The 23,755-nt window shown below is 46.1% G+C and carries 24 protein-coding genes, 1 tRNA gene, 1 rRNA gene and 1 pseudogene; 21 read left to right on the top strand and 6 right to left on the bottom strand.

Features of this window, described 5'->3' with window-relative positions; all coding sequences use genetic code 11:
- Positions 1-178: 178 nt before the first annotated feature.
- The 10 genes from pxpB (at position 179) to tsaD (ending at position 6,768) form a co-directional block, all read left to right on the top strand.
- A complete protein-coding gene (gene pxpB, locus ACTRXF_RS15645) occupies positions 179-901 on the top strand; it encodes a 5-oxoprolinase subunit PxpB (protein ID WP_474279737.1) in 723 nt (240 codons plus the stop codon).
- Positions 898-1,662, top strand: a complete 765-nt coding sequence (locus tag ACTRXF_RS15650) for a 5-oxoprolinase subunit PxpA (RefSeq protein WP_474264202.1) — start codon at positions 898-900, stop codon at positions 1,660-1,662. Before pxpB ends, ACTRXF_RS15650 begins: the two co-directional genes overlap by 4 nt.
- Complete coding sequence (locus ACTRXF_RS15655; RefSeq protein ID WP_474279739.1) at positions 1,659-2,630, top strand: 5-oxoprolinase subunit C family protein; 972 nt, start codon at positions 1,659-1,661, stop codon at positions 2,628-2,630. The genes ACTRXF_RS15650 and ACTRXF_RS15655 overlap by 4 nt, the downstream gene beginning before the upstream one ends.
- Positions 2,631-2,708: 78 nt before the next feature.
- Positions 2,709-2,825 (top strand): 5S ribosomal RNA (gene rrf / locus ACTRXF_RS15660).
- A 10-nt stretch (positions 2,826-2,835) separates the two neighbouring features.
- Positions 2,836-2,912: transfer RNA gene (locus ACTRXF_RS15665), tRNA-Met, on the top strand.
- Positions 2,913-3,124: 212 nt separating this feature from the next.
- Positions 3,125-4,117 (top strand): thiamine-phosphate kinase, encoded by a 993-nt coding sequence (thiL, locus tag ACTRXF_RS15670; protein WP_474264206.1) that lies wholly within the window; start codon positions 3,125-3,127, stop codon positions 4,115-4,117.
- A 22-nt stretch (positions 4,118-4,139) separates the two neighbouring features.
- The gene (tsaE, locus tag ACTRXF_RS15675) at positions 4,140-4,613 is read left to right on the top strand and encodes a tRNA (adenosine(37)-N6)-threonylcarbamoyltransferase complex ATPase subunit type 1 TsaE (protein ID WP_474264208.1); all 474 of its coding nucleotides are present in this window, start codon (positions 4,140-4,142) and stop codon (positions 4,611-4,613) included.
- Positions 4,594-5,304 carry a tRNA (adenosine(37)-N6)-threonylcarbamoyltransferase complex dimerization subunit type 1 TsaB gene (tsaB, locus tag ACTRXF_RS15680; RefSeq protein ID WP_474264210.1) on the top strand — a complete coding sequence of 237 codons (711 nt, stop codon included), beginning with the start codon at positions 4,594-4,596 and terminating at the stop codon, positions 5,302-5,304. Before tsaE ends, tsaB begins: the two co-directional genes overlap by 20 nt.
- On the top strand, positions 5,301-5,762 hold the full coding sequence (rimI, locus tag ACTRXF_RS15685) for a ribosomal protein S18-alanine N-acetyltransferase (RefSeq protein WP_322527301.1): 462 nt from the start codon (positions 5,301-5,303) through the stop codon (positions 5,760-5,762). The genes tsaB and rimI overlap by 4 nt, the downstream gene beginning before the upstream one ends.
- A complete protein-coding gene (tsaD, locus tag ACTRXF_RS15690; RefSeq protein WP_474279741.1) occupies positions 5,749-6,768 on the top strand; it encodes a tRNA (adenosine(37)-N6)-threonylcarbamoyltransferase complex transferase subunit TsaD in 1,020 nt (339 codons plus the stop codon). Before rimI ends, tsaD begins: the two co-directional genes overlap by 14 nt.
- Before the next feature lie 47 nt (positions 6,769-6,815).
- On the opposite strand, the gene ACTRXF_RS15695 is transcribed toward tsaD, so the two are convergent.
- Positions 6,816-8,756: an ATP-binding cassette domain-containing protein gene (locus ACTRXF_RS15695; RefSeq protein WP_474264214.1), complete on the bottom strand. Its 1,941-nt coding sequence runs from the start codon at positions 8,754-8,756 to the stop codon at positions 6,816-6,818.
- 170 nt (positions 8,757-8,926) lie between these two features.
- On the opposite strand from ACTRXF_RS15695, the gene ACTRXF_RS15700 reads away from it, so the two are divergent.
- On the top strand, positions 8,927-9,574 hold the full coding sequence (locus tag ACTRXF_RS15700; RefSeq protein WP_474264216.1) for a redox-sensing transcriptional repressor Rex: 648 nt from the start codon (positions 8,927-8,929) through the stop codon (positions 9,572-9,574).
- Between the two features lie 73 nt (positions 9,575-9,647).
- Here the strand turns inward: ACTRXF_RS15700 and ACTRXF_RS15705 are convergent, their stop codons facing one another.
- Positions 9,648-9,836, bottom strand: a complete 189-nt coding sequence (locus tag ACTRXF_RS15705) for a DUF4305 domain-containing protein (RefSeq protein WP_413645747.1) — start codon at positions 9,834-9,836, stop codon at positions 9,648-9,650.
- 1 nt (position 9,837) lies between these two features.
- On the bottom strand, positions 9,838-10,563 hold the full coding sequence (locus ACTRXF_RS15710; protein WP_474279743.1) for a lysostaphin resistance A-like protein: 726 nt from the start codon (positions 10,561-10,563) through the stop codon (positions 9,838-9,840).
- Between the two features lie 350 nt (positions 10,564-10,913).
- Here ACTRXF_RS15710 and groES point away from each other — a divergent pair, with 350 nt between their 5' ends.
- Positions 10,914-11,198: a co-chaperone GroES gene (gene groES, locus ACTRXF_RS15715; RefSeq protein ID WP_322527306.1), complete on the top strand. Its 285-nt coding sequence runs from the start codon at positions 10,914-10,916 to the stop codon at positions 11,196-11,198.
- A gap of 44 nt (positions 11,199-11,242) precedes the next feature.
- On the top strand, positions 11,243-12,889 hold the full coding sequence (groL, locus tag ACTRXF_RS15720) for a chaperonin GroEL (RefSeq protein WP_474279746.1): 1,647 nt from the start codon (positions 11,243-11,245) through the stop codon (positions 12,887-12,889).
- 96 nt (positions 12,890-12,985) lie between these two features.
- Here groL and ACTRXF_RS15725 read toward each other — a convergent pair.
- From ACTRXF_RS15725 to ACTRXF_RS15735, 3 genes and pseudogenes are all read right to left on the bottom strand, one after another.
- Positions 12,986-13,243: pseudogene (locus ACTRXF_RS15725) on the bottom strand (tyrosine-type recombinase/integrase); the annotation flags it as partial.
- 334 nt (positions 13,244-13,577) lie between these two features.
- A complete protein-coding gene (locus ACTRXF_RS15730; protein ID WP_474279748.1) occupies positions 13,578-14,363 on the bottom strand; it encodes a restriction endonuclease subunit S in 786 nt (261 codons plus the stop codon).
- On the bottom strand, positions 14,356-16,242 hold the full coding sequence (locus tag ACTRXF_RS15735; protein WP_474279750.1) for an HsdM family class I SAM-dependent methyltransferase: 1,887 nt from the start codon (positions 16,240-16,242) through the stop codon (positions 14,356-14,358). Before ACTRXF_RS15735 ends, ACTRXF_RS15730 begins: the two co-directional genes overlap by 8 nt.
- Before the next feature lie 1,255 nt (positions 16,243-17,497).
- Between ACTRXF_RS15735 and ACTRXF_RS15740 the strand changes: the two genes are divergently transcribed.
- The 8 genes from ACTRXF_RS15740 to ACTRXF_RS15775 all read left to right on the top strand — a co-directional run bounded on the left by ACTRXF_RS15740 (position 17,498) and on the right by ACTRXF_RS15775 (position 23,647).
- Positions 17,498-18,376, top strand: a complete 879-nt coding sequence (locus tag ACTRXF_RS15740) for an Ltp family lipoprotein (RefSeq protein WP_474279752.1) — start codon at positions 17,498-17,500, stop codon at positions 18,374-18,376.
- Positions 18,377-18,825: 449 nt separating this feature from the next.
- A complete protein-coding gene (locus ACTRXF_RS15745; protein ID WP_474279763.1) occupies positions 18,826-19,269 on the top strand; it encodes a TspO/MBR family protein in 444 nt (147 codons plus the stop codon).
- Between the two features lie 30 nt (positions 19,270-19,299).
- Positions 19,300-20,274 carry a Gfo/Idh/MocA family protein gene (locus ACTRXF_RS15750; RefSeq protein ID WP_474279754.1) on the top strand — a complete coding sequence of 325 codons (975 nt, stop codon included), beginning with the start codon at positions 19,300-19,302 and terminating at the stop codon, positions 20,272-20,274.
- A gap of 91 nt (positions 20,275-20,365) precedes the next feature.
- Positions 20,366-20,710: an ArsR/SmtB family transcription factor gene (locus ACTRXF_RS15755; RefSeq protein ID WP_322527309.1), complete on the top strand. Its 345-nt coding sequence runs from the start codon at positions 20,366-20,368 to the stop codon at positions 20,708-20,710.
- Positions 20,711-20,755: 45 nt separating this feature from the next.
- On the top strand, positions 20,756-21,181 hold the full coding sequence (arsC, locus tag ACTRXF_RS15760) for an arsenate reductase (thioredoxin) (protein WP_474279756.1): 426 nt from the start codon (positions 20,756-20,758) through the stop codon (positions 21,179-21,181).
- Positions 21,182-21,195: 14 nt separating this feature from the next.
- Positions 21,196-21,570, top strand: coding sequence for an arsenite efflux transporter metallochaperone ArsD (arsD, locus tag ACTRXF_RS15765; RefSeq protein WP_474279758.1), 375 nt, complete (start codon positions 21,196-21,198; stop codon positions 21,568-21,570).
- Between the two features lie 15 nt (positions 21,571-21,585).
- Positions 21,586-23,340: an arsenical pump-driving ATPase gene (arsA, locus tag ACTRXF_RS15770; protein WP_474279760.1), complete on the top strand. Its 1,755-nt coding sequence runs from the start codon at positions 21,586-21,588 to the stop codon at positions 23,338-23,340.
- Between the two features lie 19 nt (positions 23,341-23,359).
- On the top strand, positions 23,360-23,647 hold the full coding sequence (locus ACTRXF_RS15775) for an adhesin (protein WP_474262568.1): 288 nt from the start codon (positions 23,360-23,362) through the stop codon (positions 23,645-23,647).
- Positions 23,648-23,755: the final 108 nt, after the last annotated feature.

Genomic DNA, 23,755 nt, shown 5'->3' on the forward strand with positions numbered 1-23,755 from the left:
AACACGGAAGTTAAGCTCTTCAGCGTTGATGATAGCCGGGGGTTCTCCCCCCGTGAAAGTAGATCGCTGCCGGGCGAGTTCAACCGTTTCCCTTTTCGGGGAAGCGGTTTTTTATATTTTTTTCCTTTTTCTCTATGCTACAATAAACATATTAATCATTAGGAGGGAGAAAAGTTATATGGATATTGTACCTATTGGGGATCATGCCTTAAGTGTGCAATTTGAAAATGTGATTTCTCCCTCCGTGAACCGAAAGGTGCACCGGCTGTATGAAGCTTTAACAAAAGAACGGCCGGAGGGGATGAGTGAGTGTGTTCCAGGCTACCGCGCATTGACTGTCTATTATAATCCCCTGCAAATACAGTACGAACGTCTTTACGAACTCATTTATAACGTATTTGAGCGCATGGACAAAGCATCGGAAGGTGCATTGAAAACGTACTATCTGCCGGTTTGTTATGACGTATCATTTGGACAGGATATCGAACGTCTTGCAGCAGATAACGAACTGTCTGTAGACGAAGTGGTGGAGCTGCACAGCAGTTCATCCTATTTTATTTATATGCTGGGCTTTACTCCGGGTTTTCCTTATCTCGGCGGGCTTGATGAACGACTTCATACTCCCCGCCTGGAAACACCAAGAGGAAAAGTGGAAGCCGGATCTGTTGGCATAGCCGACGCTCAGACAGGTGTGTATTCGATTGACAGTCCGGGAGGATGGAACATTATTGGTAAAACTCCGGTGCCTTTGTTCAATGCAGCGCACGATAAACCTGCGCTTCTAACCCCGGGCCATCTGCTCCGGTTTGAGCCTGTCGCATATAAGGAATACGCTGAAATTGAAAAATCTATCGGCCGTGGAGGGTACAGCATCCGTGTAGAAGAGGAGGGAGAGGTATGATCATTGATCTAAATTGTGACCTGGGGGAAAGTTACGGTATTTATACCCTGGGCATGGATCAGAAGGTGCTTCCTTTAGTGTCATCGGCGAACGTTGCCTGCGGAGGTCATGCGGGCGATTCGGCAGTGATGGCGCGTACAGTTGCTCTTGCCAAACAGTATGGTACGGCCGTCGGTGCCCACCCCGGCTTTTTGGATAAAGAAGGGTTTGGCCGCAGATACATAGCGATGGATGAAGAAGAAATTTATCAGCTTTGCCTCTATCAAATTGGGGCTCTCCATGCCTTCTGCTGTGCAGCGGACGTGCAGATGCAGCATGTAAAACCGCACGGGGCCTTATACAACGCTGCTCTTCGCGATTCCGCTGCTGCCAGAGGAGTGGCGCGGGCAGTGAAAGATTTTAATGAAAATCTCCTTTTATTTGCCCCTGTTCATACAGAGCTGCAGGCAGCGGGGGAAAGACAAGGCTTGAGGGTAGCAAAGGAAATGTTTGCAGACCGTACCTATACTGCTGACGGAACGTTGACTCCAAGAAAAGAGCAGAACGCCTTCGTCGATAAACCTGAAGACGCTGCCGCCCAGGTGCTTGATGTCCTTCAGGAGGGAACAATTAAAGCAGTGGACGGCACAGCTGTAGCAATGGAAGCAGATACCATATGTGTACACGGGGACAATGAACAGGCGGTTCTGTTTATTCAACATTTAAGGAATCAGCTTGAGCATCAAGGAGCTTCGGTGCAGGCAGCGGGGGAATTTATATGAACAAAACGCCTGTCTGCACCGTACAAAAAGCAGGGCTCTTTACGACTATCCAGGATACAGGCCGGACCGGATATCAGCACCTCGGTGTACCGGTCTCCGGAGCGATGGATCTGTATGCGCTCCGGATGGGGAACATTCTCTGCGGCAACTATTTGTCCGCAGCCGGACTGGAGCTGACGTTAATGGGACCGACCCTTACGTTTCACGAAGAGACGGTTATTGCGGTTACAGGTGGAAACTTGCAGCCGGAAGTAAATAAAGAACCCATTCCAATGTGGGCAACGAGAAAAGTTTACGCAGGAGACGAACTGACCTTTAACGGCCCGGCACACGGAGCACGTGCCTACTTTTGTATTGCAGGAGGCCTGGAGGTGCCAGTCGTTTTAGGAAGCCGCTCGACGTACACAAAAGCTGGCATAGGAGGGATGGAGGGCCGTGAGCTTGAAAGCGGCGATACCCTGTATCGCGGCAACGTAAGTGCTGCTCCAAAGCCCTTTGAACGCCGGCTCCCCCCGGCGAGTATTCCAGTTTATGAAAAACAACAGACGCTCCGGGTAGTGGCTGGTCCGGAATTTGATAAATTAACAGCGGAAGCTGGAAAGAGACTGCTCCGGGAAGCTTATGTGGTGACCCAGGAAGCTGATCGGATGGGTATCCGGCTCCAGGGTCCGGAAGTGTCTTTGCTTGGTACTGGGGATATTATATCGGACGGGGTGGCGTTTGGAACTATTCAGCTGGCATCAGACGGCCAGCCGATGATTTTAATGGCTGACCGGCAGACGACGGGAGGTTACGCCCGTGTGTTAAATGTCATCAGTGCCGATTTATCGAAAGCTGCCCAACTGCAGCCAAATGCTTCTGTGGTGTTTGAGCAGGTAACGCTTGAGGAAGCGCGAATCGCTTTCAGGCAGATGCATCGTTCGCTCGAAGACGTGTACTTTGCTGTGAATAATAAAAAATGGCGATAAAATATTTAAAAACCCCTTGTGCTCATTTATCCTGCGTGGTAAGATAATAATTGTCTTGTTGAGAGACACCATGCATAGTGCGGTGACAACAGCGAAGAGGATCCACCCGTTCCCATGCCGAACACGGAAGTTAAGCTCTTCAGCGTTGATGATAGCCGGGGGTTCTCCCCCCGTGAAAGTAGATCGTCGCCGCGCTATACCAAATCGCGGGATAGAGCAGTCTGGTAGCTCGTCGGGCTCATAACCCGGAGGTCGGAGGTTCAAATCCTCCTCCCGCAACCAATTATACTAATCCATTAAAGCCTTAAAGGCTTTTTTTTATGAAATAAATTGCAATAAATGAAGCCGGAAACCGAACTACCCTTTGTGCAGCACGCACAGAGGGTAGTTTTTGGATAAAAGCGAAGAGATGCTTTTTTCGTTTACTGTACGCGATTGCAAGAATACGATAAACTAGCAGGAGACTATTATGAGAGATCATTGAGGAGCAGTTTATGCCAAACGATGAATTTGACTGGATTAATGAACGAAGACCAACGCGGACCTTCCAGGAACGGCTGGAAGTAGGAATAGGTGATGACGCGGCGGTGTACCGGCCGCTTGCGCATATGAATGAAATTGTCTGCGTGGATACGATGATTGAAGACGTGCATTTTCGAAAAGATACGATGAAACCATTTGATATCGGCTTTAAAGCGCTGGCTGCAAACATTAGCGACGTCGCTGCCATGGGAGGCGTGCCGCATTTTTACGTGATATCGATTGCAATAACGCCCGGCTGGTCCGAAGAGGAATTAAACGAACTGTACCGGGGAATGAATGAACTGGGTGCACGCTATCAGATGGATATGATTGGCGGAGATACGGTATCCTCGCGTCGCGACTTAATGGTGAGTATTACGGTGATCGGTGCGGTGGAAGAAAAACAGCAGCTGCTGCGAAGCTCTGCGGAACCTGATGATATTGTGTTTTTAACCGGACCGGTCGGTATGTCCGCTGCCGGACTCGAGCTTCTGCTCGAACGGACAAGGGACGGGGCATACTCTGAGCGGGAAAAAGCATTGATTGCCTATCATCAGCGGCCGGTGCCCCAGGTAGAGGCAGGACGTCTGCTGGTGGAATGCGGTGGCCGTATTGCCTTGAATGATATAAGTGACGGGCTGGCAAGCGAATGCTGTGAGATTGCGGAGGCGAGCGGTGTTTCGATGGAACTGGACTTTTCCGGGCTTCCCGTCCACGAAGCTATGGAGCAGCTGGAGATTCAAACAATGAAAAAGCATATGTTTTACGGCGGAGAAGATTTCGAACTGGTCGGAACGGCTGCTTCTTCCGATTGGAAAAAGCTCAGCAGGAGATTCGAGCAAGCCGGACTTGCACTGTATGCGATTGGAAAGGTTTCAGAGGGGAATGGAGAAGTGTTCCTCCAGGAAAACGGCTCCCGTACAAAGCTGGAAAAATCAGGCTATAATCATTTTCGTCCATCATAAGCAGCAGAAAGGAAGAAACGCTATGACAGAGTGGGTCATCCACACTTCGTCTCCGGAGGAAACGGCGGCGTGGGGAGAGCTTTTGGGCCGATACGCGGAGGCAGATGAAAAAATATGGCTGGTCGGCAGTCTCGGAGCAGGGAAAACACATTTTGCCAAAGGCTTTGCCAGAGGCCTGGAAGTTACCACAATGGTGAATAGCCCGAGCTTTACGATCGTTAAAGAATATCAAGGACGGCTGCCTTTGTTTCATATTGACCTTTACCGGCTGTCAGAGGAGGAAGCAGAGGAAATCGGCATTGAAGAATACTTTGAGGCAGGTGGAGTATCGCTGTTGGAATGGCCGGTTCGTCTGGAAGCATGGCCGGAGGATCGTCTGGAAATAGATATTCAATACACCGGGGAAACGAGCAGGCAATTGACTTTGACAGCCGTTGGCGAGCGGTGGAAGGCAAAGATGAAGGAGTTGCAGAACGATGAAAATGCTCGCAATTGACACATCCACGCACGTGCTGGGCATCGCTCTTGCAGATGAACAGAAAATTCTCGGAGAATATACTACCAACATTAAAAAAAATCATTCCGTCCGTCTGATGCCGGCGGTGGAATCACTGATGAAAGAAAGCGGTGTTGTCCCGGAAGATCTGGATGCGGTGGCAGTAACGACCGGGCCAGGCTCCTACACCGGCGTGCGCATCGGAGTAACAACAGCCAAATCATTGGCCTGGGCTTTAAATATCCCGCTTTATCCCGTATCAACGCTTCAGGTATTTGCCCAAAACGGTCTCGGATTTCCAGGTCTCGTTTCTCCACTGATTGATGCGCGAAGAAATCAGGTCTACACGGCGGCTTTTTCCGGAAGTGCGGAAGAAAACGCAGTAGTACGTCAAATGAAAGACCAGATCATTCTGCTCCCGGAATGGCTCGAGGTGCTGGAGCAAACCCAGGAACAAATTCTGTTTGTCGGAGAGGACACGGAAAGCCGGCAGGAGCTGATCCGGGAACGACTTGGCAGCCGGGCGGTTTTTGCAGACTGGACGAAACAGACAATCCGTCCGGCGGAAATTATCCGGATCGCCCGCACCGCCGGCGAAGCACAGGATGCACACGCAGTGGTGCCGGAATATGCCCAGCTTGCCGAAGCAGAAAAAAATTGGCAGAAAGCCCAAAGCGGGAGATCCGAATGAAAGCAGAAATACTGATCCGGATGATGAGTGCCGACGATATAGACAATGTGATGGAAGTAGAACACAACGCCTTCTCGATGCCGTGGAGCCGGCGAGCGTTTGAAAATGAAATGTACAACAACCAGTTTGCCCATTATCTGGTGGCGGAAGTCGCAGGCAGAATTGTCGGCTACTGCGGGGTGTGGATCGTCATTGACGAGGCGCATGTAACCAACATTGCGGTGCATTCACGCTACCGCGGACGGAAAATTGGCCAGGAGCTGCTGGCCAATTTAATGGAGCTTGCCTACACATACGGGGCCCGGACGATGACGCTCGAAGTGCGTGAAACCAATGAAACGGCCAGGAACCTGTACGATAAATTCGGATTCGTGCCCGGCGGTGTGCGAAAAAATTATTATATGGACAATAATGAAAATGCGATAGTAATGTGGGTGAATATGAATGAACGAGCATGAACCAATAGATATTTTGGCTGTGGAAACGAGCTGTGACGAAACAGCTGCGGCAGTTATCAGAAACGGCACCGAGATCCGGTCCAACGTCGTCCTCTCCCAGATGAAAAGCCATAAACGCTTTGGCGGCGTCGTGCCCGAGGTCGCTTCGAGACATCATGCGGAATCCATCACCCAGGTAATGGAGCAGGCCCTCGAGGAAGCAGAAAGCACATTTTCTGATTTGTCCGCCGTGGCGGTAACGGAAGGCCCGGGACTTGTCGGGGCGCTTCTTGTCGGCGTGAACGCCGCAAAAGCGACAGCCTACGCGAAGGGGCTGCCGTTGATAGGCGTTCACCATATTGCGGGTCATATTCAGGCGACCCGGCTCGAGGCGGAGTGGGAGTACCCAGCTCTTGCCCTCGTTGTATCCGGCGGCCATACGGAGCTGGTGCTGATCAAAGAAGAAGGGGAGTATGATCTGCTCGGCCAGACAAGAGATGATGCCGTGGGAGAAGCATATGATAAAGTCGCACGTACTCTCGGCCTGCCGTATCCCGGCGGCCCGGAGCTCGACAAACTGGCTAAAACCGGAGCACCGACCGTACCGCTGCCTGTGGCGTGGCTTGAGGAAGGTTCGTATGATTTCAGCTTCAGCGGATTGAAATCAGCCGTCATGAATACACTCCATAATGCCCGCCAGCGTGGGGAAGAACTAGCTCCGGAAGACATTGCGTCAAGCTTTCAGCAGAGCGTCATTACCGTGCTGACGGAGAAAACGGCCCGAGCGGCAGAAGCCTGCGGAGCCAGACAGGTAATGGTAGTCGGAGGTGTGGCAGCCAACAGCGGTCTGCGGGCTGCGATGGAAGAAAAATTCAGAGAGAGCGGCGTAAAGCTGCAGATCCCGCCGCTTCATTTATGTACCGATAATGCAGCCATGATCGGAGCTGCCGCCTATATCAACTGGAAAAAGGGAAATTTTTCAGGCATGGATTTAAACGGGGTGCCCGGCCTGCCGCTTCATACGTAACAAAAAACCCGTGCTCTCTTTTGCAGAGAACACGGGTTTTGCTGTAACTAGGAACTGGATTCTTCGAGCTGCAGCTCTTCCCATTCCTCCATCAGCTGCTCTAGCTCGCCTCTCAGTTCATTGATTGAGGTCTGATAGCCGGCGGCCTTTTCATGGTCTTCGTATACGTCGGGCTCGAAAAGAGCTGCTTCCTGCTCCTCGACGAGCTGTTCCTTGGCTTCAATATCCTGTTCAATTTGCTCGATGCGGCGCTGCCGCTTGCGGGCCTCCCGCTTGGCTGCTTTGTCGTCTGCAAACGAGGATTTAGCCGCACCGGCATCCTCCTGCTTCGGTCCTTCACGCTCGGCCTGAAGCGCTGCTTTTTCCCGTTCTTCTTCTTTTTTGAACAAATAGTAATCATAATCCCCGATGTAGTTGCGGACGTCGCCGTCCCCCATTTCGAGAATGCGTGTTGCAATCCGGTTCAGAAAGTACCGGTCGTGGGAAACAAACAAAATTGTTCCCGGGTAATCAATCAGAGCGTCTTCGAGCACTTCCTTGCTGTCGAGATCGAGATGGTTGGTCGGCTCGTCAAGCAGTAGAAAATTCGACTTCTGCATCATCATTTTGGCGAGCGAGAGGCGCGCTTTTTCGCCGCCGCTAAGGTCGGACACCTGCTTCAGTACGTCTTCGCCGGTAAATAAAAACTGGCCGAGCACGGTACGAATATCCTTTTCGTTTTCGAGCGGATATTCATCCCACAGCTCCTGCAGGACGGTTTTGCCTGAATTCAGTTCGGCCTGCTGCTGGTCGTAATAGCCGAGATCTACTTTACTTCCGAGCTGAATATGCCCTTCATCCGGTTCAAAGTCTCCCTTGATCGTTTTTAAAAAGGTACTTTTCCCCGTCCCGTTTGGTCCAATCAGCGCAATGCTCTCACCGCGCTGGGCCCGGACATTTAAACGTTCGAACACAGGCGCTTTGTTGTCAAAACGAAAGGTGAGGTCTTCTGCTTTCAATACATCGTTGCCGCTCTGACGGTCGATGTCGAAGCGCAGAGTAGCGGATTTGCCGTCCCGCTGCGGTTTGTCGAGCTTATCCATTTTCTCGAGCTTTTTCCGCCGGCTCTGGGCCCGTTTTGTTGTAGATGCGCGTACGATGTTTTTCTGCACGAAGTCTTCAAGCTCAGAAATTTCCTTCTGCTGCTTTTCATAGGCCTGCATTTCCTGTTCAAACAGCTCGGCCCGTTTTTCCTGAAAGGCACTGTAGTTGCCGTAGAACAAACGGGCTTTCTTATGAATAATTTCGTATACCTTCGTTACGATCTGGTCCAGAAAGTACCGGTCGTGGGAAACGATCAGGACAGCCCCCGGATAACTGCTTAAATACTGCTCGAGCCAGCGCAGTGTATCCATATCAAGATGGTTGGTCGGCTCGTCAAGAATTAAGAGCTCCGGCTTGGCCAGGAGCAGCTTGCCGAGAGCAAGACGGGTCTTCTGGCCGCCGCTTAACGACTGCACCGGCGTGTCGAGAGAGAAGCTGCCAAAGCCAAGACCCGCCAGCACCGTGCGGATGTCGGACTCGTAGCGGTAGCCGCCGCGCGCTTCGAATTCCTGCTGGCGCTGGTCATAGTCGGCCATCAGCTTTTCATAGGCCCTGGCGTCGTCAATAATATCGGGCTCGGACATTTTCGATTCCATACGACGCAGCTCCGCTTCAGCTTTTTGCAGGTGGGTAAAAACATCAAGCATTTCATCCCACATCGTTTTATCACTGTTCAGGCCGGTATGCTGCTCAAGATACCCGAATGTCGTGCCCTTTGGCATCGTGATCGAACCGGAATCATACGAGGATTCACCGGCAAGAATTTTCAGGAGAGTGGATTTGCCGGCCCCGTTTTTGCCGACCAGGGCCACCCGCTCACCTTCCTTTACCTCGAGTTTTATTTGATCAAGTACGGTTTCTGCCCCAAAAGACTTGGTGACACCCGAACATTGAAGTAAAATCATATTTATATAGCTCCTTTAATAACAACTCTGATAGTATCAGTGTATCGTACTTTTCGGCGAAACGCGAAATAGGATACGTCTTGCTGCAGGTAAGCGTTTCGGTACGTTTTCATAGGGACGCATGCTATACTGTCTACAGACAATGACAATACATTTAGGTGGAAATAATTATGAATACAGACCAGCAAAAAATTCCGCAGGCAACCGCAAAGCGGCTGCCCCTATATTATCGATTTCTGGAAAGCCTGTATGCAACAGGCAAAACCCGCGTTTCTTCAACCGAATTGAGTGAGGCGGTCAAGGTGGATTCGGCAACAATCCGCCGGGATTTTTCATATTTCGGCGCGCTCGGCAAGAAAGGGTACGGCTACAATGTACAGTACCTGCTGTCGTTTTTCCGGACTACCCTGGACCAGGATGAGGCGACAGACGTCGTACTTCTCGGCGTCGGGAACCTCGGGAAGGCGCTGCTTCGCTACAATTTCTCCAAAAATGAAAACACCCGGATTGTGGCTGCATTTGATATCAATAAAGACATGGTGGGAGAGCAGATTGGAAATGTGCCGGTGTATCATACCGATGATCTGGCGGAGAAGCTTGAAGAGCATAACGTTTCCGTAGCAATGCTCACCGTGCCGTCCGCCGCCGCCCAGACGACTGGAGAAAAACTGGTGGAGGCAGGCATCAGCGGCATTCTGAACTTTACCCCGGCGCGCTTATCCGTCCCTGCGTCTGTACGCGTGCATCATATTGATCTTGCCATCGAGCTGCAGACGCTCGTGTACTTTCTGAAAAATTATCCGCTGGACAACGAATAGGCTGCCAGCAGGATACTTCATTTATACTGACCCATAAAAAAGGGACCAGCCAACATTCAGGCGGTCCCTTTTGCTATTTCTTCTTTTTCTGCTCCGACATGAGGCGCAGATAATTGAATCCCATTACGAGGTCGTAGGCGGCAAAGGCGGCGAGCAGAATGCTCCAGAACGACCAGGAGGACTCGCTGACGGAAAAGTACGTAAACATCAGCAGTACTCCGCCGAGCACAAAGTAAAAAAGGGCAGCGGTAGAAGCTTTCATATTACATCAACCCCTGAACAAGCAGAATAAGTGCACTCTCGGCTTCACGCATAATGCGTTCGATTTCATCCTGGAACAATACCTGAATACCGACCACAAATGCGTTCATGATGGAGTGGACGATTATCGGCACGATGATGCGGCCGGTTTTGACATACAAATAAGCGAACACAAAGCCGATCATAGTGTAAACGAGCAGGTGGGTGAAATCCAAATGCACAGCAGCAAATATCAGGGAGCTGATAATAGCGGCAATAAAAAAGTTTGTTCGTTTGTACAGCGAGCCGAATATAGCTTTACGGAACACCAGTTCTTCGAGAATCGGTCCGATCACAGCTACGATAATGACAAAGGCCGGCATGCTGTTAACAAGCTCAATGATCTGCGCCGTGTTTTCAGACGCCGTATCGATGCCGAGCAGGTTTTGTTCGATCAAACCGGCAACGATCTGACCGGCGTAGGCGAGGGCGAACCCGATAAAAATCCAGGCTACGGAATTCGGCCACGGCATTTTTGGCTTATTAAACGCAAGGCGCTGGCCTCTTTCAGGAATCAGTAGAATTAAAATAACAATCAAAGCGACGATAAAGCTCGCAAAAATCCAGAAGTACGAAGCCTGCTGCGCGGAATCAAAGCTGCCTACAGCCAAAAGGGCCGGGACGGCAACGATGCCCGAAAGCTGCATAAGTACATAAATAATAACAATGCTCCAGTAACGTGCGGCCATGGAAGGGGATCACTCCTAATCTCTCTCGGTTAAATCCAGTTTCGAACGCTCTAATTGTATCACAGGTACCTGCAGGAAGAATAAAGAGAGCGCTTGCGAATTTATGACAATTTTGAAATATAAGGTTAATAAAACGATTAGCAGGGAATGTGAATTCAGGTGCCATCAAGCGCTGGAGTGGGAAAAGGAAGAAAAAATTTTCGCTTCCCTCTTGCAAACAAAGCCCAGGTTGATTAATATAATAATTGGGTTTAGCACTCGAATCGAAAGAGTGCTAACAACAAATGTTGTTACTGTCGTTCCCGTTACATATAACGGACGATGAAAATATTCTAAGGAGGTTGTTTTCCTTGTTAAAGCCTTTAGGTGATCGACTCGTACTCGAACAGGTAGAATCAGAAGAAAAAACCGCTGGCGGTATTGTGCTGCCGGACTCCGCTCAGGAGAAACCACAGGAGGGACGCGTGGTTTCCGTAGGTGCCGGTGCTGTAAAAGACAACGGTGAACGCGTAGCGCCGGAAGTAAACGAAGGCGACATCGTCGTTTATTCGAAGTTTGCAGGCACAGAAGTGAAATACGACGGCAAAGATTATTTAATCGTTCGCGAAAGCGACATCCTCGCTGTAGTTCAGTAATCAGCTTCATTTCGAAATCATTATTACATTAGGAGGATTTCATCATGGCTAAAGATATTAAGTTTAGTGAAAACGGCCGCCGCGCGATGCTCCGCGGTGTCGACGAGCTCGCAAACGCTGTAAAAGTAACACTTGGACCGAAAGGCCGCAACGTTGTTCTGGAAAAAAAGTTCGGTTCCCCGCTTATCACCAATGACGGTGTAACCATCGCCAAAGAAATCGAACTCGAAGACAACTTCGAAAATATGGGCGCGCAGCTCGTATCCGAGGTTGCAAGCAAAACGAACGACATTGCCGGTGACGGTACAACAACAGCAACCGTTCTTGCCCAGGCGATGATTCAGGAAGGCCTGAAAAACGTTACCTCCGGTGCGAATCCAATGGGTATCCGCCGCGGCATGGAGAACGCGACCAAAGTAGCGGTCGAAGAACTCCGTAACGTCAGCAAGCCGATTGAAGGCAAAGAATCCATCACGCAGGTTGGTGCGATTTCTGCAGGGTCTGAAGAAATCGGCCAGATCATTGCAGAAGCAATGGAGCGCGTGGGCAACGACGGCGTTATCACGGTCGAAGAGTCCCGCGGCCTTGATACAGAGCTTGAAGTTGTGGAAGGTATGCAGTTCGATCGCGGCTATGCTTCTCCGTACATGGTTTCCGACAACGAATCCATGACTGCAGAGCTCGATAACCCGTATATTTTAATCACGGACAAAAAGCTCACAAGTATTCAGGAAGTACTTCCGCTGCTTGAGCAGGTTGTACAACAGAACCGTCCAATCCTTATCATCGCAGAGGATGTGGAAGGCGAAGCGCTGGCAACCCTCGTTGTAAACAAACTGCGCGGAACATTCAACGCAGTAGCAGTAAAAGCACCAGGCTTTGGCGACCGTCGTAAAGCAATGCTTGAAGATATCGCCACACTTACCGGTGGTACGGTTATTACAGAAGATGTAGGCCTTGACCTGAAAACTGCAACGATCGACCAGCTCGGTCACGCCAACAAAATCACGATCGATAAAGACAATACAACAATCGTTGAAGGAAGCGGCGATCCGCAGACCATCGGTGCACGTGTAACGCAGCTGCGTACGCAGATGGAAGAAACCACTTCCGAATTCGACCGTGAAAAACTTCAGGAGCGTCTCGCGAAGCTTGCAGGCGGCGTAGCCGTTGTTAAGGTCGGCGCAGCTTCTGAAACGGAAATGAAAGAGCGCAAGCTCCGCATCGAAGACGCCCTCAGCTCTACACGCGCAGCAGTAGAAGAAGGCATTGTCTCCGGCGGCGGTACCGCGCTGATGAACGTCTACAAAAAAGTAGAAGAAGAAATGAACAACACAACAGGCGACGAAGCAACCGGCGTGAAAATCGTTCTCCGTGCCCTCGAAGAACCACTCCGTCAGATTGCGCATAACGCAGGCCTTGAAGGCTCCGTTATCGTTGAGCGTCTGAAAACAGAAGCAGTTGGACACGGCTATAACGCAGCGACTGGCGAATGGGTAAACATGATTGACGCAGGCATTGTCGATCCTACAAAAGTTACCCGCTCCGCGCTGCAAAACGCATCATCCGTATCCTCCATGTTCCTGACAACCGAAGCAGTTATCGCCGACATTCCAGAAGAAAATGGCGGCGGTTCCGGCGGCGGCATGCCAGACATGGGTGGCATGGGCGGAATGGGCGGCATGATGTAATGTCGCTCGCCCAGCCCTTATGTAGTAAGGGTTCTTCTCGATAGGGAAGGCTAAAATGAGCATAATGCTAACATTTTGCTAACATTTGAATAGGATTTACTTTAAGCTTCTCATGAGTTCACTGAACTTGTGGGAAGCTTTTTCTTCCATTTCTTGTGTCATGTGTGCATAGATATTCATTGTGGTGTCTACATCGGTGTGTCCGAGTCGTTGCTGAATTTCTTTGATTCCTATTTCGGCTTCAATTAATAGAGATGTGTGGGTGTGTTGTAAGGAGTGAGGGATAAGTCCCTTATCAATACCACTAATTTTTAATAAACGTCTCACATAGGTGTTTACAGTCTTTAAAAATTCGAGGCGGACTGCCTTTAACATCGAATCCCTCTTTTTATGTAGTGATTTCATTATGCAAAAAAAGAGTTACTTTCTTTAATAAATCAAAAGAAAGTAACTCTTTTTAAGTTAGCTAGGATTTTTTCAGTGGCTTTATAGGCGGTGTACTTATTTTTATTTGTTAAACGTAATTAACTTCCTTTTGCTGATTTAGAATTTCTTCCCACCCATAACAACTTTTAGCTATATTTAATATTATATTCTTGGAATATTCACCGTTATTGTTAACGGGTATTTTCAATTTGAAATTCGTTTCAAGCCTTGTAGGAGATAACTTTCGACCATAAGAATAACGCTAGGATTCCTTAGAAATTAAATAAGCAAAGTAGAATAGTTCTCCAACTTCCATTTCATTCTTAGGTGTTAGAACTGAAATGTCATCAGGAATAGTTGTATAAGGGGATAACTGCACAAAAGCTTTTCCTTTAATCCTTTCAACAGTAATAGTCCGTGGTGGGAATATAGGCTCGCTATCTACGAAATCAGTTACTCCATTATTGAAAGATGTCGCAGACACAATAGGCGTTTCCCCTGGCAAGTGGTTTTCGAGATACTCTCCCTTACCTTTTTGAACCATAAAAAATTCATTTAATTCGATTTCTTTGTATGTTATTGATTCAGGTAATTTATATGGCACTGCTTCTTTTGGCAATAATTGTTTAATGTTGATTTTGGGAAAGTTCTCTTCTGATTTAATTAGATATATTTTATTTAGTTGTCTTTGATTCATACGACGCCCGTAATTAAACCCAAATTTAGCTATTTTATTAATTTGAGAAGAATAAAAGTACAAATCTTCTAGACTCATTTTTGTTTTAGGGGATAAAATAGTAATATTACTCTTATCAACTACGGAAGTAGTGAAAGGTAAGGTTTGGACAAAGGCCGTTCCTAAATAAGATACTGTTATTAAAGGAGGGGTGAACACCTTTGTGTCTTCGTAAACTTTCACATGCTTAATTACACCGTTATTTCGGGTTGTTCCATAGACTAGAGGTGTATCACCATCTTCGGTTAATTCTAGAGCAGGAAGATTCCCGGTTTTATATTCAAATAAAGAATTTAATTTTACTTTATTCATCTAAATCATTTTCCTTCTTAGACCTAATTATATATGAAGCCGTTTCTCGGACAAGGGCGTCCATTCCTTCTTTAACTTGATACGGGCTGGGTTCATCAATATCTAAATAAGCTTCTGGTACAAGTTCAAGATTTGCATCATCCCAGTTTATAGGTGTAACTTTTTGGAATTCAGGTATGTTTTTAATATCTGTGCTTTGGTTTAGAGTGAATAGTTGCAGTTTTTCTTTAATTTTAGTGTAATCATCTTTTTCTTTAGGGTCATAAAATCGTTTGCCTTTTTTAGTTGCCATCCCATCGTTTACTGCTCTAATCCAAAATACATTTTGATCTTTAGGATGGGGAATTCCTTTTTTAATAATTATCGCACACGTATGGACAGAGGCAACAGGATAAAAAAGCTTTTGGGGTAGAGTAATAACTGATATTAGTGTATTTTGTTTCAGTAATTTATCTTTACGCCATTTTTTTAGGTGTCCACTTTTGATCATTACTGATAGAGGTAATATCGCGAACATTAATCCACCGTCGTCCATTTGTTCTAAAGCATGATCAACAAATTTTGACTCTTTTTCACCTTCTCTTTTTAAAGAGAAAGGCGGATTCATCAGAACCTTAGTAATCGATTTGCTAGTAATATTTTCTGAACTGTTCACATATTCAGCACTTTTTGAGCTATTAATAGTTAGAGGTTTTAATTTTGTTGATAAACAATCATCATCAATAATATTGTTACTACCATCCCCTCTGAATATCATATTAACAATTGCTAAAGCCGCTATTTTAGGCTGCTGTTCTACACCAAATATTCTGTGTTTCCTAAATAGACCAACTTGGTTCTCGGTAGCATTTGATCTAATGTGATCAAATGCCGAAACAAGAAATCCACCTGTGCCACAAGTAGGATCATATAGTAAGTCTTGATGATTGATATTCAGAACTTCAGACGCGAAGGTAGTTATATGCCTAGGTGTTAGCACTATTCCAATGTCCTTTGCACCATTTCCGTATTTTAAGAATACTTCATAAAATTTACCTAGAATATCCGTCCCTGAATTCATAGCTGCTTTAATATTTATATTCTTTAATTTAAATATAGTAAATACTAAAGCTTTCTTATATTTTTTTTGGGCTTCTTCATTACTGGGAAGTTTAATTTCAATATGCTTGAAAAATTGTTTTTTGCTATGCTGTATTAGAACTTCCTCAGCTCTATTATTTATATCTTTAACAAAAACTGTTGGGGAGGCGTTATAATTGGGTTTAGTATCATCGATAAATGAAAGTAATAAAGTAGCCATAACCGAAGCTCTTTCGTCTTTATTAATGGAGCCTAAGTGTAATATTTCATTTATTTCTTCTGCAGTGTGTAATAATCTTTTTTCATTAATATCAAGTTTATCAATTTTTGCTTCATTTTTTTCTAGCAATTCAGAAGCTATATTTGGACTTACTAGACTAGTGATTTCATTACCATGGTAATTTATCGGATAAAAATTTCCATTGACTAAAAAAGCACTTCTTTTTAAATAACCATCTTCATCGTTTCCTGCAACTCCGGTGATTATATTAGCTTTTATGTGATCACTATTGTTTATTTTTTGAGCATAATCTTTTGCTTCTTCATATGCATTGTCCAATTGCTCAATTGATCCTTTTGCCTCAACAACATAAAAATTATCTTCATTAATTTTTATTACGTATTCGGGTCTTTGATTTATTAGATGTTTCTTTATTTCGGAATGATCTAAACATTCTTGTTGAGTATATAGTTGTCCGTCAACATTTCTTTCAGGATTTCTTACATCCCATCCATCATTTTTTAATTCATGTTTTATATGTATGTAAGAAGTGAATTCCGATACCCTCTTTTTAGCCAATTAAATCTCTCCCACTCATGTTATCTTTTTTCTTCTATATCTACTTCGAAATGATTTTAATTTAAAAACTAAGACAAATAAAATTTTGTAAATAATTGTTTTCATTTCTCCACTTTAACACAATGATACTGGATTTTGAATTGAGGGAGAATGGCTATAGCCGAGAAATGTAGCCATTGAGGTAGGTGCGATACGGCGAGCGCATTACTAATCTGTCCTTGCATAATCTTTATTGTTTCTATTTTAGAACATACTGGATTTGGAGAAAAAAAGATGTGAAAGTGGTACGTTTTAAAACATGGTCACGTACATAGTCACACATTTAATGACATACTAGAAAAATGTCATTAAAAGAGAAAATGACAAAAATTAGATGTTGCATTATTTTAGCTTAATTTCAAGGCTTAATCAAAGGATAGTAAATTTGATTAAAAAGTAACCGCAGAAAAGTCATATGAGGCATTCATAAATTTAAACTGCCGAAATGCTGTTCTAATAAAAAGACCAATATTTTAATTAAACCCAAATAACCGATTAAAAACTAAAGAGCTTCCATAACATAGCGATTTGTAAAAAATAAAAATACTATACTATCTCGTTTCCATTTTCGGTGCAGGGTAATTAATTCATCTTATGGCTCATTTATGTATCTTTTAAACCTTCCTATAAATTGTTTTAAAATTAACATACTTTTATTCAAATTTGATCCCATTTTTATTTATTCAATATGGTAGATTAGCTTAACTTTGCTTAAAATCAGCATTGATTTGAATACTATTATCCATTAATTATCGTAAGGAACCCACGTTCGGCATGATGTGGGTCAAGAGGATGTGAATCAACAGAATGTTGGTCACCCGGACGCTGTGACAGGACGTGGCGGTTTTCGTCCGGGTTCCGCTCAATCCCATGCTATAACCCAGCTTTAATGAAAATGAGCAGAATGCTGACATTTTGCTAACATTTGAATAGAATTTACTTTAAGCTTCTCATGAGTTCACTGAACTTGTGGGAAGCTTTTTATTGTTTTTATTCATGAGGAGCGAAGGTTAGCATCTGTTAGACGATCAACCCAATCGCTAAAAAAGAACACTGGACATTCGGAAAATCCATTGATCGTAAAATTCTTAAAAATCTTGTCATTTTTTCTCGTGAATGCAGCCAAAAATATCTAAAAGCGCTCTCGCAGTATATTTCCGGCTTTACTTTAATATGGTAAAATTTAGACGATATATGTAAAAAAGGGGGGATTTTAATGAGGTATACAGAGAAGAAAAAATGGTATAAGCGCATTCCGGGGTATCGTTCCGGGGTGAAGTGGAAGATGATTACAGCTTCTATTATTTACGCTTTAATTTTATTTGTTATATTAGCTCCATCTGACTCTTCTACAGAAATAGCTGGTGAAAAAACGACTGAAGAGGCTGCTGAATTAGAAGCGGAAGATGCTACAGCAGCTAAGGATGAACAAGAAGCTGACAAGCAAAAAAATAACGAAGAAAAAGAAGAAAAGAAAGTGAAGGAAGAGGAAGAACGTCAGGCTGAAGAAGAAGCTGAGCAGGAAGCCAGGGAAGAGGAAGAGCGCGAAGCTGAGGAGGAAGCTGAGCAGGAAGCCAGGGAAGAGGAAGAGCGCCAGGCTGAAGAAGAGGCTGAGCAGGAAGCGAAAGAAGAGGAAGAGCGTCAGGATGAAGAAGAATCCAGCGGATCTGTTTCTCAGGAGCAGGCAGTGAGTCAGGCTCAGAGTTATCTGGAATATACGGCCTTTTCTAAATCAGGACTCATCGAGCAATTGGAGTATGAAGGCTTTAGTACAGAGGATGCAACATATGCTGTAGAAAATATCTCAGTTGACTGGGAGGAGCAGGCGGTCGCTCAGGCCGAAGACTATCTGGAGTACACGGCATTCTCTGAATCAGGGTTAATCGAACAGTTGGAATATGACGGTTTCAGCTCATCGGAGGCTGCTCATGGTGTAGAAAACATTACTGTGGATTGGCAGGAGCAGGCAGTTAGCAGTGCGGAGAATTATCTTGAGTACAGTTCTTTTTCAAGACAGGGCTTGATCGACCAATTGACTTATGAGGGGTTCAGCACAGAGCACGCCACCTATGCTGCCGGCCAAGTCGGTTTGTAATAGACATATCGAGTTTAAGGGGGGCAGCAAAAGCTGCTCCCTTTATCTATCAGTAACTATTAATTATACCTCTCTTTTAACGTATTTTTTCACTTTCAAAGATAAATTCGATTTACGTCCCTCCCGCCGAATCTAAAGTTCCTGCGCGCTGATCCGAGTCATTTTCTATAAGTAGAGATTGAGGACTAGCCTTTCGGTTTCCAATTCATACGTCACCATCTCTTTCACGCAGTTTTCGAAAGCTGTTAAAACCACCCGGCAGGTAATTTAATTATATCAGTATCGGTATGTAATTCGATCCATAATATTCATTGAAGTGATCATGAATATTGAACTTGAAGTGTTGGAGTATAATTGTAGAATTAATCGGGAAAATCAGTTAAATATAGAGAAACCTCACACAAAATGATGGAAAGGGAGACGATTATATTAAGTCGCTACTATTAAGTATAGCTGTAGTAAGCACTCTTGCCGTGCTGGGAAATGCTTTTGTAGGTAATGCTTTAACTGTTTGGTACGCTCAGCTTAACAAGCCCTGGTATTTAGTTCCTTTATGGTTTTTTATAGTTGTCGGCGTTCTTTATTACATTATGGGGACCGTCATTTTATACCGGCAAATGCATAAAATTGATGAATCACATTTGCGAAAGGTGGCTTTGGTTCTTACATTGATCATGCTGGTAGGAAATGAAGTATGGAATTATTTATTTTTTGGTCTGCAAAGCACTTTTTTAGGTTTTATTGGTTTAATCCCTTTTACACTGGTTGTTGGCTTATTAGCATATACCCTTAAAAAAATTGATGTTTTTTCTTTTAGTCTTCTCTTACCTTATATTTTATGGTTAGTGTATGATTTAATTTGGGCATCCAGTTTATATATGCAAAATCTTTAGCATGAATTTTTGTAATTGGGAGGAAACGATATGAAAAATGTACGATGGGGCATCATAGGATGCGGCAACGTGACAGAGGTTAAAAGCGGACCTGCCTTTCAACTGGCTGAAAACAGCTCCCTGCAGGCGGTGATGAGGAGAAATGGAGAAAAGGCGAGAGACTATGCAGAACGTCACGGGGTCCCCAACTGGTATGATAATGCGGAGGAACTAATCCATGATGACGAAGTGGATGCCGTTTATATAGCGACGCCGCCTTTGTCACATAAGGAATATACAATAATGGCTGCTAAAGCGGAAAAGCCTGTGTATGTGGAAAAGCCGATGGCAAACAGCACAGACGAATGTGCAGAAATGATAAAAGACTGCGAAAATAATGGTGTTCCGTTGTTTGTTGCCTACTATAGAAGATCTCTTCCGCGTTTTAGAAAAGTAAAAGAACTGCTGGATGCCGGAAGCATTGGAGAGGTTCGGTTTGCTTCTATCCAGCAGAACCAGAAAATCGTCCAAAAAGACGAAAACGGAGAATGGCCGTGGAGAGTAATCCCTGAAAAGAGCGGCGCAGGACTTTTCTATGATGTCGGATCCCATACGCTGGATCTTTTTGATTACCTGCTCGGCCCTTTGAGTGATGTGAAGGGTTCGGCGGTGAACCTGGCTGATTCCTACCCGGCGGAAGATACGGTAAGCGGCACATGGAAATTTGAGAGCGGTGCTGTTGGGATAGGAGTATGGAATTTCTCCTCATATAAAAATGAAGATGATAACCGTATTGTTGGCACAAAAGGGGAAATACGATTCTCTACGTTTGATGATAAGCCGATCCTCCTTCTAAACGAAACCGGGAAAGAGGCTTTTCATATTGAGCACCCTAAACATATTCAGTATTATCACATTCAGTCTATGGTGGATGAACTGCTTGGAAAAGGTGTCTGTCCAAGTACCGGCAAAACAGCATTTCGCACTAATCAGGTAATGGCAGAGCTTGTTAAAGAATATTATTAAAAGCACACTGGACGTTAAGCATTATGCATTGACGTTCAGTGATTTTTATATTAGCATATGCTTATATAATAAAATGATGGTAGGTGAACGTATGGAAAAGATTAAACCGGAAATCAAGGACACTGCTTCTGTGCTGAAGCTGTTGGGAGACAACACACGTCTTTCCATTGTCAGCCTTGTACAGAACCACGAATGCTGCGTATGCGAGTTCGTGGAGCTTCTGGATATGTCCCAGTCGTCGGTGAGCCAGCATCTCAGAAAGCTCCGGGACGCCGGCCTTGTCAAAGAACAGCGGAAGGGGCACTGGATTTTTTATTCATTTAACCGGGAGCATCCTTCCGCGGGCATGGTGGAGGATATTCTCCGGCATGTGCCCGACCAGAACGAAAAGCTGCAGCAGCTGGAACGGGACGGACTGCGCATCAATTGTGACTGAGTTGTCACCGCACGAAATAATACTTCATGAAATGAGGATTCAGTGATGAACAAAAAGAAGATGTATTTTTTATGTACGGGTAATTCATGCCGAAGCCAGATGGCAGAAGGGTTCGGCCATTATTTCCTGGGAAATGAATGGGAGGTCCGGAGCGCTGGTATTGAAGCCCACGGCCTGAATCCAAAAGCGGTCGAAGCCATGAACGAAGTCGGCATCGATATTTCCACGCAGGAATCGAGCATGATCGACCCGGAATATTTAAACAACGCGGATATGGTGGTCACGCTTTGCGGCGATGCCAACGATAAATGCCCGATGACACCACCACACGTCACGAGGGAGCACTGGGGCTTTGATGACCCGGCAAAAGCAGAAGGTACCGAGGAAGAACGCTGGGCGGTTTTTCAGCGCGTGCGTGATGAAATTAAAGAGCGCATCCATGCCTTCGCCCAGACAGAAAACGTAAAATAGAGGAGAAGATAAGCATGACAAAGGTGCGTATTTATGACCCTGCGATGTGCTGTGATACAGGTGTGTGCGGACCAGGCACAGACCCGGAGCTTGTGCGGATCGCCGCTGCGGTTGAGCGTCTTCAGCAGCATGGGTACGACATTGAACGCTATAATCTGTCTAATCAGCCGGAGCAGTTTGCTGCAGCCGGAGACGTCACCGAGCGCATCACAACCGATGGAATCGAAGCTCTTCCAATTGTATTGAAAGACGGGGTCATTGTATTGACAGCGGGGTATCCGGACGTCGAACAGCTCGCGGACTGGTTTGACGAAAAGGCCGAAGAGCTTCAGCCCGATAGAAGTGTTCCAACGGTCGAACTGTCGTTTAATACCCGCTATTCTAAATAAAAAGGGGATCGCCTGATGAACACGAAACGCTTTCACCCGGATCATCATACGTATACCCGCTACTTGTTTTTTACCGGTAAAGGCGGCGTCGGGAAAACATCCTCCGCTTCAGCGCTCGCAGCTTATCTTGCAGGAAAAGGCAGGCAGGTACTGCTTGTGAGCACCGATCCGGCTTCGAACCTGGATGACGTGCTTGAAATGCCGCTGAATAACCGGGCATCAGCTGTGCCGGACGTAACGGGACTGTTTGCAAGCAATATCGACCCCGGAGAAGCGGCCGAAACGTACAAAGAAGCCGTGGTTGGGCCATACCGGAACCTTTTACCGGAAACAGCCGTAGCGCAGATGGAAGAACAGCTTTCGGGAGCGTGTACTGTTGAAATCGCTGCCTTTAATGAATTTGCAGAGCTGTTAACGGCGCCGCATGAAAACTATGACCACATTATTTTTGATACAGCCCCTACCGGTCATACGCTTCGACTGCTGCAGCTGCCATCGGCCTGGGATGACTTTTTACAGACGAGTACGCACGGTGCTTCCTGCCTTGGCCCGTTATCCGGCCTGGCAGATAAAAAAACAATGTATGAACAGGCGGTCACACAGCTCGCAGATGCTGCCCAGACAACAGTATACATTGTCGCGCGTCCGGATACTTCCTCTTTAGAGGAAGCGGCCCGGACAGCGGAAGAGCTGGGGAGCATGGGAATGCATGAGCAGGTATTTTTGATGAATGGGGTATTCAAGCCTGCAGGAACCGAAGACGCAACAGCCTCTTTGTTTGCCTCCGCCCAGCAAGAAGCATTGGAACAGGCCCCTGCTTTCTTTGAAGATAAAACGCTTTGGACGCTTGCCTACCATGCGGTAATACCTACAGGCGCTGTCCGCTTAACTCATTTGTTTGATGAACCTTTTATAGTGGAGGAATCCGGGCCGTTTCATCAACATGGCCTGGAAAAGACAGCGGAGAACATGGTGCAGGATATTGAAGATCAAAAATACCGTCTCGTATTTACGATGGGAAAAGGCGGCGTCGGGAAAACGACGATGGCAGCTGAGGTAGCTTCGAAGCTTGCTGCACGAGGCCACGCTGTTCATTTAACGACAACCGATCCGGCGGATCATCTGGCCGGCGTTATTGATCTGGATGATCTTTCTCCATTATTGACAGTCAGTCACGTGAATCCGGAAGAGGCACTGTCGGATTATCAGAAAACCACAAAAGCCGAAGCCATTGCTGCCGGTGTTTCTGAATCTGATCTGGCCTACATTGAAGAGGATCTTTCCTCGCCTTGTACAGAAGAAATAGCGGTATTTCAGGCTTTTTCAGAAGTGGCTGCCCGGGCAGAAAACGAGATTGTGGTTATAGACACAGCACCGACCGGCCATACGCTGCTGCTTCTGGAACACGCGGAACAGTATACTAAAGAAATTGAACGAAGCAGCGGCCATACGCCCGAGGCAATGAAGCAGCTGCTGCCGAGGCTGAAAAATCCGGAGGAAACGGCCTTTCTGCTGCTTACTCTTCCGGAAACAACACCGGTCTTTGAAGCCGAGCGTCTGCAGCAGGATCTTGGCCGTACTGGCATTTATCCGAAATGGTGGGTCATCAACCAAAGCTTTGCAGCTGCGCAAACGAATGACCCTCTTCTACGGGAAAAAGCAAAGAGAGAGCTATTTTGGATTGATTACGTGAAGAAAAATCTGGCAGATAAAATAGTTACGCTTCCCTGGGATGCGAGTGCACGAAAAAAAGCCCAGACGATATTTTAACGCGAAGGGGAAAATAAATATGGAGATTACAAACGAAGCAAAAACGGTACTGCAGACTCTGATGGCAGAAAATAAAGTCGATCATGTCCGGGTAGCCTATGAAGGAATGGGATGCTGTTCCCCCCAGATCGGCCTTGGTTTGAGCGAGCCGGAAGAAAAGGATCAGGTGGAAAACATTAATGACATCCAGGTTGCGGTAGATGAACGCGTTCTGGAATTTGTGCAGGCAGTAAAGCTTGATGTCCAGGACAATGAAGAAGGCCAACAGCAGTTTGTCATGACCGGATTGCCGGAAAACAATTGCTAAACAAGCTATAAGGGATTTAGGAAAGGAGTCGTTTTATGACGGAAGAACGGATTTATGATGTGATTATCGCGGGGGCCGGCCCGGCCGGCATGACCGCGGCGGTGTACG

It is taken from the genome of Marinococcus sp. LNHM3E3-2.2 (genome assembly GCF_056034385.1).

Bases quoted from the DNA above. Each gene is read 5' to 3' on its own strand.
- pxpB (WP_474279737.1), top strand. From the start codon at position 179: ATGGATATTGTACCTATTGGGGATCATGCCTTAAGTGTGCAATTTGAA.
- ACTRXF_RS15650 (WP_474264202.1), top strand. From the start codon at position 898: ATGATCATTGATCTAAATTGTGACCTGGGGGAAAGTTACGGTATTTAT.
- ACTRXF_RS15655 (WP_474279739.1), top strand. From the start codon at position 1,659: ATGAACAAAACGCCTGTCTGCACCGTACAAAAAGCAGGGCTCTTTACG.
- thiL (WP_474264206.1), top strand. From the start codon at position 3,125: ATGCCAAACGATGAATTTGACTGGATTAATGAACGAAGACCAACGCGG.
- tsaE (WP_474264208.1), top strand. From the start codon at position 4,140: ATGACAGAGTGGGTCATCCACACTTCGTCTCCGGAGGAAACGGCGGCG.
- tsaB (WP_474264210.1), top strand. From the start codon at position 4,594: ATGAAAATGCTCGCAATTGACACATCCACGCACGTGCTGGGCATCGCT.
- rimI (WP_322527301.1), top strand. From the start codon at position 5,301: ATGAAAGCAGAAATACTGATCCGGATGATGAGTGCCGACGATATAGAC.
- tsaD (WP_474279741.1), top strand. From the start codon at position 5,749: ATGAACGAGCATGAACCAATAGATATTTTGGCTGTGGAAACGAGCTGT.
- ACTRXF_RS15695 (WP_474264214.1), bottom strand. From the start codon at position 8,756: ATGATTTTACTTCAATGTTCGGGTGTCACCAAGTCTTTTGGGGCAGAA.
- ACTRXF_RS15700 (WP_474264216.1), top strand. From the start codon at position 8,927: ATGAATACAGACCAGCAAAAAATTCCGCAGGCAACCGCAAAGCGGCTG.
- ACTRXF_RS15705 (WP_413645747.1), bottom strand. From the start codon at position 9,836: ATGAAAGCTTCTACCGCTGCCCTTTTTTACTTTGTGCTCGGCGGAGTA.
- ACTRXF_RS15710 (WP_474279743.1), bottom strand. From the start codon at position 10,563: ATGGCCGCACGTTACTGGAGCATTGTTATTATTTATGTACTTATGCAG.
- groL (WP_474279746.1), top strand. From the start codon at position 11,243: ATGGCTAAAGATATTAAGTTTAGTGAAAACGGCCGCCGCGCGATGCTC.
- ACTRXF_RS15730 (WP_474279748.1), bottom strand. From the start codon at position 14,363: ATGAATAAAGTAAAATTAAATTCTTTATTTGAATATAAAACCGGGAAT.
- ACTRXF_RS15740 (WP_474279752.1), top strand. From the start codon at position 17,498: ATGAGGTATACAGAGAAGAAAAAATGGTATAAGCGCATTCCGGGGTAT.
- ACTRXF_RS15750 (WP_474279754.1), top strand. From the start codon at position 19,300: ATGAAAAATGTACGATGGGGCATCATAGGATGCGGCAACGTGACAGAG.
- ACTRXF_RS15755 (WP_322527309.1), top strand. From the start codon at position 20,366: ATGGAAAAGATTAAACCGGAAATCAAGGACACTGCTTCTGTGCTGAAG.
- arsC (WP_474279756.1), top strand. From the start codon at position 20,756: ATGAACAAAAAGAAGATGTATTTTTTATGTACGGGTAATTCATGCCGA.
- arsD (WP_474279758.1), top strand. From the start codon at position 21,196: ATGACAAAGGTGCGTATTTATGACCCTGCGATGTGCTGTGATACAGGT.
- arsA (WP_474279760.1), top strand. From the start codon at position 21,586: ATGAACACGAAACGCTTTCACCCGGATCATCATACGTATACCCGCTAC.
- ACTRXF_RS15775 (WP_474262568.1), top strand. From the start codon at position 23,360: ATGGAGATTACAAACGAAGCAAAAACGGTACTGCAGACTCTGATGGCA.